The 7,028-nt window shown below is 32.8% G+C and carries 3 protein-coding genes; 2 read left to right on the plus strand and 1 reads right to left on the minus strand.

The window, feature by feature from the left end; translation table 11 throughout:
- Both ABRS97_RS27690 and ABRS97_RS27695 read left to right on the plus strand, forming a co-directional pair.
- A partial coding sequence (locus ABRS97_RS27690; protein ID WP_367819408.1) for a hypothetical protein occupies window positions 1–739 on the plus strand: 739 nt, incomplete at its 5' end.
- Between the two features lie 83 nt (window positions 740–822).
- Complete coding sequence (locus ABRS97_RS27695) at window positions 823–2,598, plus strand: hypothetical protein (RefSeq protein ID WP_367819409.1); 1,776 nt, start codon at window positions 823–825, stop codon at window positions 2,596–2,598.
- A 64-nt stretch (window positions 2,599–2,662) separates the two neighbouring features.
- Here the strand turns inward: ABRS97_RS27695 and avs2 are convergent, their stop codons facing one another.
- Complete coding sequence (gene avs2, locus ABRS97_RS27700) at window positions 2,663–7,000, minus strand: AVAST type 2 anti-phage system protein Avs2 (protein WP_367819410.1); 4,338 nt, start codon at window positions 6,998–7,000, stop codon at window positions 2,663–2,665.
- Window positions 7,001–7,028 lie beyond the last annotated feature (28 nt).

The raw sequence follows: 7,028 nt of genomic DNA on the forward strand, positions 1-7,028 counted from the left end.
GTTAGTAAGCCCAAATACCCATAAAAGGAGAGCTAGAATGTTAAATGGAATCTCTAGATATTACAAAGAAAGCATTTCTTCTTATGGTTTAGTGTTTAGGCACTTGTACGTAAGTTATTTTTTTACTACTCTATCAATTATTTCAATACCCATTTCAGGCTTATTATTAATTGTTGGTATCATATTCAGCTTAATTGGACTGAAAGTAGCTCCATTGTTTGCAGTACCATTTATTACTTCAATTTTGATTACAATAATCACCATAACTTCACTCAACAACAAAGTAAAAAAATTCGTTAGAAGAAACTATAATCTTAAGCCCAAAAAAGGTCTATGGAGGACTCAAGAATTTGATGATATGCAATATAATCTATTAGTTGAATATTTAAATAAAAACAATCTGTATACGGAAGATAAGATTAAGCTACTAATTGACCTTTTGAATAAAGAAACTGAACGAAATAAGCTCCCACCATTAGTAATACCTAGTGTAGTTATTACTTTTTCAGTACCTATTTGGATTCAGTATGTAACTTTTATATATAAGTCATTAAAAGAAACCGAAAAACTCATTGCTTCTATGACCTCATTTTATTTATTCGCTCTTGTATTATTGTGTGCTTTTTTAATTGGCGGAGGTAAAAGAATTATTGAAGAACTACGAGATAATGGTATAACAGTAGTCTCTTTGAATAAAGGTCTGATTAAAAAGCTCGAAGAAGTTCTATTAAGAATTTAATACATACATCTCAGAAACTACTGCACCATTTGGTCTTAAATTATCAATGCCTAGTAAACATATTATTAATGGTTGGTGAATTAATGAAAGTAAATCCAAAAGACCCGATTGTAAAGTATGCCATACTTGAAGCACACAAATTTATTTGTTTTTACTCAAAAGAACGATTAAATTTGATAAACTGTACCATTGACCACATCATAGCGGAGTCTTACGAAAATAAACCGGATGTATTAATAAAGTACATTAAAAATTACGATGGAAACTTTGATGTTAATAATCTTGATAACTTAGTACCTGCTTCATTTGATGCAAATGTAGCAAAGGGTGATAAGGCCTATGATATAAATACAATCTTGCACTATATTGAACAAGCAAAATCAAAAGTACCAAAAATATTAAAACGTATAGAAGAACTTAAGAAATATAAAAATATCGAAAAAATGCTTGCGATCATTAGCAATTATGTTTTTACCTCTGAGGATCCTAAGGAGGAAATATCCAAAGTAATTGAGCTTCTCGCGAATGAAAGAGGACCCTTTGAAGTAAGGCGCCAAGTCCTAGATAATCATTTTGTACGAAGTCTACCTTCTGTTAGCATAGATGCCTATCTGCCAAGGTCATTTGAAAAGCAAGGTTGTTGTTTACTCATGTTTCGTAGTTTATTTGTAAGTGATTGCATGATCACATTAAATCATAATCAAATTGTGCAACAGCTTTTCAAAGGACTAAATACAAAATCTGATTTAGGCAAAAGGGGATATATACCTTTTAAAAATTCCTACTCACCCAATATCTATTATGTTCAAATTGGTAATAATCGCTTTACATTGCTCGAAAACGAAGTTCAAGAATTATGCGATATAGTCGATGATTTTGCTGATGAATATATAAAAAGATTTAATTCTCTGGAGCAAAAATATGGCACATACGAGTTTAAAGAAATTAATCCAATCAATTTTTCTGTAAAAATGTTTGAAATTAGGCGAGCTCTCTGGAAAATACTTATTCAATTTACCTGGGAATTTGATTGCTCAAAGGGTAATTCGGAATGGCATATTTTTAGTGCAACAAATGGGACCATTGTTGTTTATCCCAGAAATACAATTCTTACACGTTTTTTTCCTGCTCAATCTAAAGATCATTTTTATGACTCATACATGCGTGCTGACGATAGTGTATGTGTTGTATGGGAGCCATATGGTTCAGTTTTTGGACAGAGAGAAGAAGTCTGGAATGCCAAGAGGGCATATCTTTGGTTTACACAAGAATTCATTCCCTATGTTGTTTACTATTATGAGTTTCTCAAGAAGAAAAAAGCATGGTTTAAGAAAACTCCTACTTATGATCAATTTATTAATCAATTTGATATTGAAAGATATATCAGTTTTCCAAAATTGATGCCTTATGAAACCAGAATGCAGGAGGTTTCCCAACTTACTGAATTGAAAGCTGCTATAGAAAGGCTACAATACTTTTTTATATGTAGCCGAGATATTTATATAACTCAAGAAGAAGCAAAAGCAACCTATGAAGCTTTATCATTATTAATTCTTCATACAACGCTTCCTGAATATGCGTATGATTATATTGGCGGAAAGCTTTCCTGCATGAGTAATCGTTCACAAGATGGGATTTATAAATTCTTAAGATATAAGATAAAGAACATCGATCAGAATGAGTACAATGAGGATACTATAGATTTGGCGTGTAGATGTATGTTAGAGGTAATGAAGTATACTATGAATAATTCTGAAAGATCAATTAATAAAACAATATTAAATGAACTGAAAAACTTCTTATCTCCAATTTGGGACAAGTATTGTTTAGAAAATTATATTAAGAGAATAATGGAATAAAAATAGCTTCTCTCGGGTCGATCCCGTGAGAAGCTATTTTTATTCCATCTATATATTAATTGTTCTAGTCTCTTAACGGCCACGTTTCTTCATCATATAAATTTACAATTGTTATATCATTATCTTGCTTTGCTGTTACTATCCTCCACTCGTGAAGCTCTCGATTTGCGACTTTTTCAATATAAATATCCCAGATTATGGCTAACTGGTTGTTACTAAGTATTTTTTCTAATGCTTTCTTTTCTATTAATAAACCTGTATTGTATCCTTCAACAGCCATATCATAACATATCAGTTGTCTATCAGTATTAAACCAGAAACCCTCTCTTCCTTGTTCTAATCCAAGTTCATTTACAATAAACTCAGAGGGTATCAAATAGCTAATTGATTCATCAATTGAATTGTCATAGCCTTTTTCCCAAAGATACTCTAGTGTAGTTGTTTTTAGTTCTTTATCGACTTCTTCGTAGGACTCCACTTCTAAACGAAAATCTCTATACGCTTGACTCCAATAATATTCACGTGTAAATATTTTATAGTTGGTTTCCCAGTGATGACTATACGAATAATTATGTACTTTTTTGTTTTTAGAATATTCTTGAACTTTATTGTTTGGTACTAATAAAGCTGACGTTTTTATGAATAGCTCTTTTCTGTCCGAATAATCGTCTTCATTGTTTCTTTCTAGCCATTTAATATGAGAACTTAGCAATACGAAATCATTTGTATCTTTTCTGGTATAGATTAAATCTTTAAACGCAGGAATATCCTCGTAATCATGTACCCATTTATCCAGATTGTTTTCAGGGATACGAAAAAAGCTATTAAAGTAGTTTTTATTCTCTTTAGTATGAGTTATTAAAATAGTGGGATCGATATCCCTTACAAAGGGATTCCATGGGCCACTGTAGGGAATATCCTTATAATTACGACGTCTTAGTTGCTTTGATTGGAGTAACTGTACATCATGATCGCCAAGTTCTTGAGTCACATTATCCGTTTCCTCTTCAGATTCTGTTAACTCATCATCAATTGATGAAAGAAATTCCTCCAAATCAACACCTTCCACTTCACCAGTTTCGTCATCATTCCTGCTGTAGTCGAACTCGCTCATTGGATATTTATCAGAGAGTTTGGCTAATACTTCATGGAATGCAATCCACTGATATTTTTTACCTATTCTCTCATTCATATGCTCATGTCTGTCGTAGGATTTGACATGGTGCCTATCATATTCTCCGTGAAGCTCAACGTTATAGCCAAGCTCAAACACTCTTTTAGTTGCAATATTACTTAGAGATTGTGCATCAAAATGTTTTTCCCAATTGGTGACTGCACTTTGAAAGACATACCGTCCAAAATCTCCGTAGCGTCCAATACCTCGTCCATACTCTGTTGTCATAGAACTCAAAATGCTATTTTGAACCCAATATTTATCTTGAAAATCTTTGGCATGGTTATCCAATTTATATTTATCAATTTCTTCAATTGTAGGAATATGCTTGTACCACCTGCTTTTATAAGGCGGTCTTATTTTTTTAATATCTATTACATTACCCGACATTCCGAGATAAACAGCATATTCAACAATACCCCTTGCATAGTCTCTCAATAATATGTGAGGGTAAATATATCTCTTTGCAAATATTGTATCATATACATATTTACTAAGCATAAAAACGTCTTCTTTAGAATTATTTCTTAGAGCGCACCCGTATGCAACTGCAAATAACCGTTCATATACATAAGGATCATTTACTTTTTCAAATAGTTGCAAGACATCAATTAATACACTTATTCGATTTTGTAGAAGACAAACAATAGCTTTAGTCGCGGCATCACGTAATCTGCGATTTGGACTTGTTAAGAACCAAGAAATTGTAACTGCAGATAATTTAACTGAATCATCGGAAATGTAACCACGATCCACTGTTGACCATGCCCAGTCAATGATCCTCTTTATCGCAGAATGTCCTGAGTAATGTTTACTTATATATGGGGTCCACCATGCATCTCTTTTTGCGAGCGAGTCTTTCATCAACCTACTATGAATCCTCTCACCATTCAATAAATGTCGAGGGTTAGCGGATACATGTAAAATCGTATCCCAGAACATTTCATATGTACTTTTACTTTGTATAACAATACCATTAATATATGGAATTACTCTTTCAGTAATTGATTCAGTTTTTCTCCATAAAAGACTGCTCACAAATGCTTCTACTATAGTATTATGTGATTTACAGAATGGAGCAACTTCATAAAGTTCCATGTTTATAATCTCTGGCAGTTGAATTGAAAGGGCCTCAATGAATCCTTTATTAAAATAACATGTCATTTCATCTTTTATGTACTCATGCAAAACAGCTCCCTTTTTAAAAGACGATTTCGGGTTTTGTTTATTTAAGTGCTTTTCAAGCATAAAAGAAACAGTAATATGGTCATCGAATCTTTCATAGGCAAAGTAAACACCATCTACATATTTATTATCGCTGGAAAATATATTTTGCGTGAATAGACCTTCATTGATTAATTCGTCTAAGAAACGTCTCCAATTATCCGCATATTCTTTAACAATACCACTAACAATTTTACTTGCTTCTTCATAAGCCACGTATTGTGAGTTTATTTCTATTTTTTTTGCAATAATTGCATTTATAACTTTTTTAACAAGATTTAAATTTTTTGCATAATCAAATCTTGATGGTTCACTTAATTTATTATTGATACTTTCTAAATAGAAGTCTAAAATACTGGAAATCCCCTCAAATCCCTCGGGCACAACTGTTAATCCAGATTTATTCAATCCTTCACAAAAGATCTTTAAAAATAAAGGGTTTTGAAACTCTGGATGCAGTAGTGGAATACTGGGTTGCTGTATCTTGTAATTATCAAAAAACATTTTTGAAGCTTCATACTCGACATCAGCAAATCCATAATGGGTAACTCTTATGGCAATTTCATCTTCTATAATGTCCTTTGGAACAATTATTTCTTCATATGATGAGCGAATGCTTAGTACTAATCCCAACCATTTATACTTTCTGATGGTTCTTATAAAACCTTTAATATGATCTTTCCAAAAAAACCTTCCTCGCCCTTCATTGATTGCATCAATTACAATCAAGGCTCTTGAACCAACGGATTGTGCCTTTGCTTCTAGTGCTCCAAGTAATTCGTTCTCGTTGATATCTAGCCTTAACTGATTTTTTAATATTTGAATCCATGGATTATCATCATTTGTGAAATGCTGACCTAGTATCAAGAGAACTGGTATACCTTCTTCATTTCTTTGTTTCGCAATATCTGCAAGTAAATGCGACTTTCCGATGCCAGCTTCACCTTTTAATAATAGAACCGGGGTATTAGCAAGTAATGCAGTAGGGCTCCCGAGAAATTCCTGAAAATATTCCAGAGCATCGCGGGACTGCCTTAAATACTCAATTTCTGAACTAAATTTACTATTTTCAAAGTAATCATTTGCCTTTTTATTATCACCTTTGTCGCTCTCTTCTCTCTTTAGTTTGTAATATTGATTCAAACTCTCAGAAACTAACTGACCTAAACGACTACATGTACCATCTATTTGACTAAAACAAATGGCATTGATTTCATTAAAGTCTATGCTGCTGTAGTAATGATGTAACTTGGATAGTATTAACGTGATTTGTTTCTTATTTTCTTCTAGGCTTATTTCTTTAATCGTGCTGATAGCGTATCTTGTTTTCTTCTGTAACTCGTTGTACAAGCTGTCAAATTGCTTTTTAAATCCATTATCTCTAGTAATGCCATCAAAGATTTTTGAAATATCTAATTCAAAATTTAGTTGAGGTGTATATCTGTTTCCTAAAGAATCGATACTTACATTAAGTTTTTCACTAAACCATCGTTCAGAAAAATCTTCGCTGGCAAACCAGAACTTTCTTTTTCCTGCATTTTTTTCTTGCGTAAGTTTGGAGAGAAGTTCTGAACTTCCCCAATACTCAAATTCAATTTTTCTTTGATGCTCCAGTGCAAATTTTGTCCATTTTAGTACATTATCCTCCCATTTATCCATAAACCATTTCTGATTCTCGATTCTAGGATCTTGCCTGTCCAAAGGAACACATATATAATATTTCACCAATTTGGGGTGCTTTAAAAATGCAGTTCTAAATGATTTTTCTATTTGACTCCACTGTGAGTCTCCCATTGATTCAAAGTATTTGGCTTGCCAACCATATTCATCACCATTTTCTAATTTACAATAAGCCTCGACTCCTCCGTCTGGGGCACCTACTCTGGTAAACGCAACTTTTCCATTGATTTCTTCTTCACGCGCAAGTTGACATACTAGCTCTTCAAAAGCATTATTTTGTGAGTTATCATAACTTCTTATGTTCCGCCAATTAAACTGTTGCAAAGCCACACCTCCATCATAGCTAACATAG

Source organism: Paenibacillus tabacirhizosphaerae, from assembly GCF_040812395.1.
In the GTDB taxonomy this organism is placed as follows: domain Bacteria; phylum Bacillota; class Bacilli; order Paenibacillales; family NBRC-103111; genus Paenibacillus_E.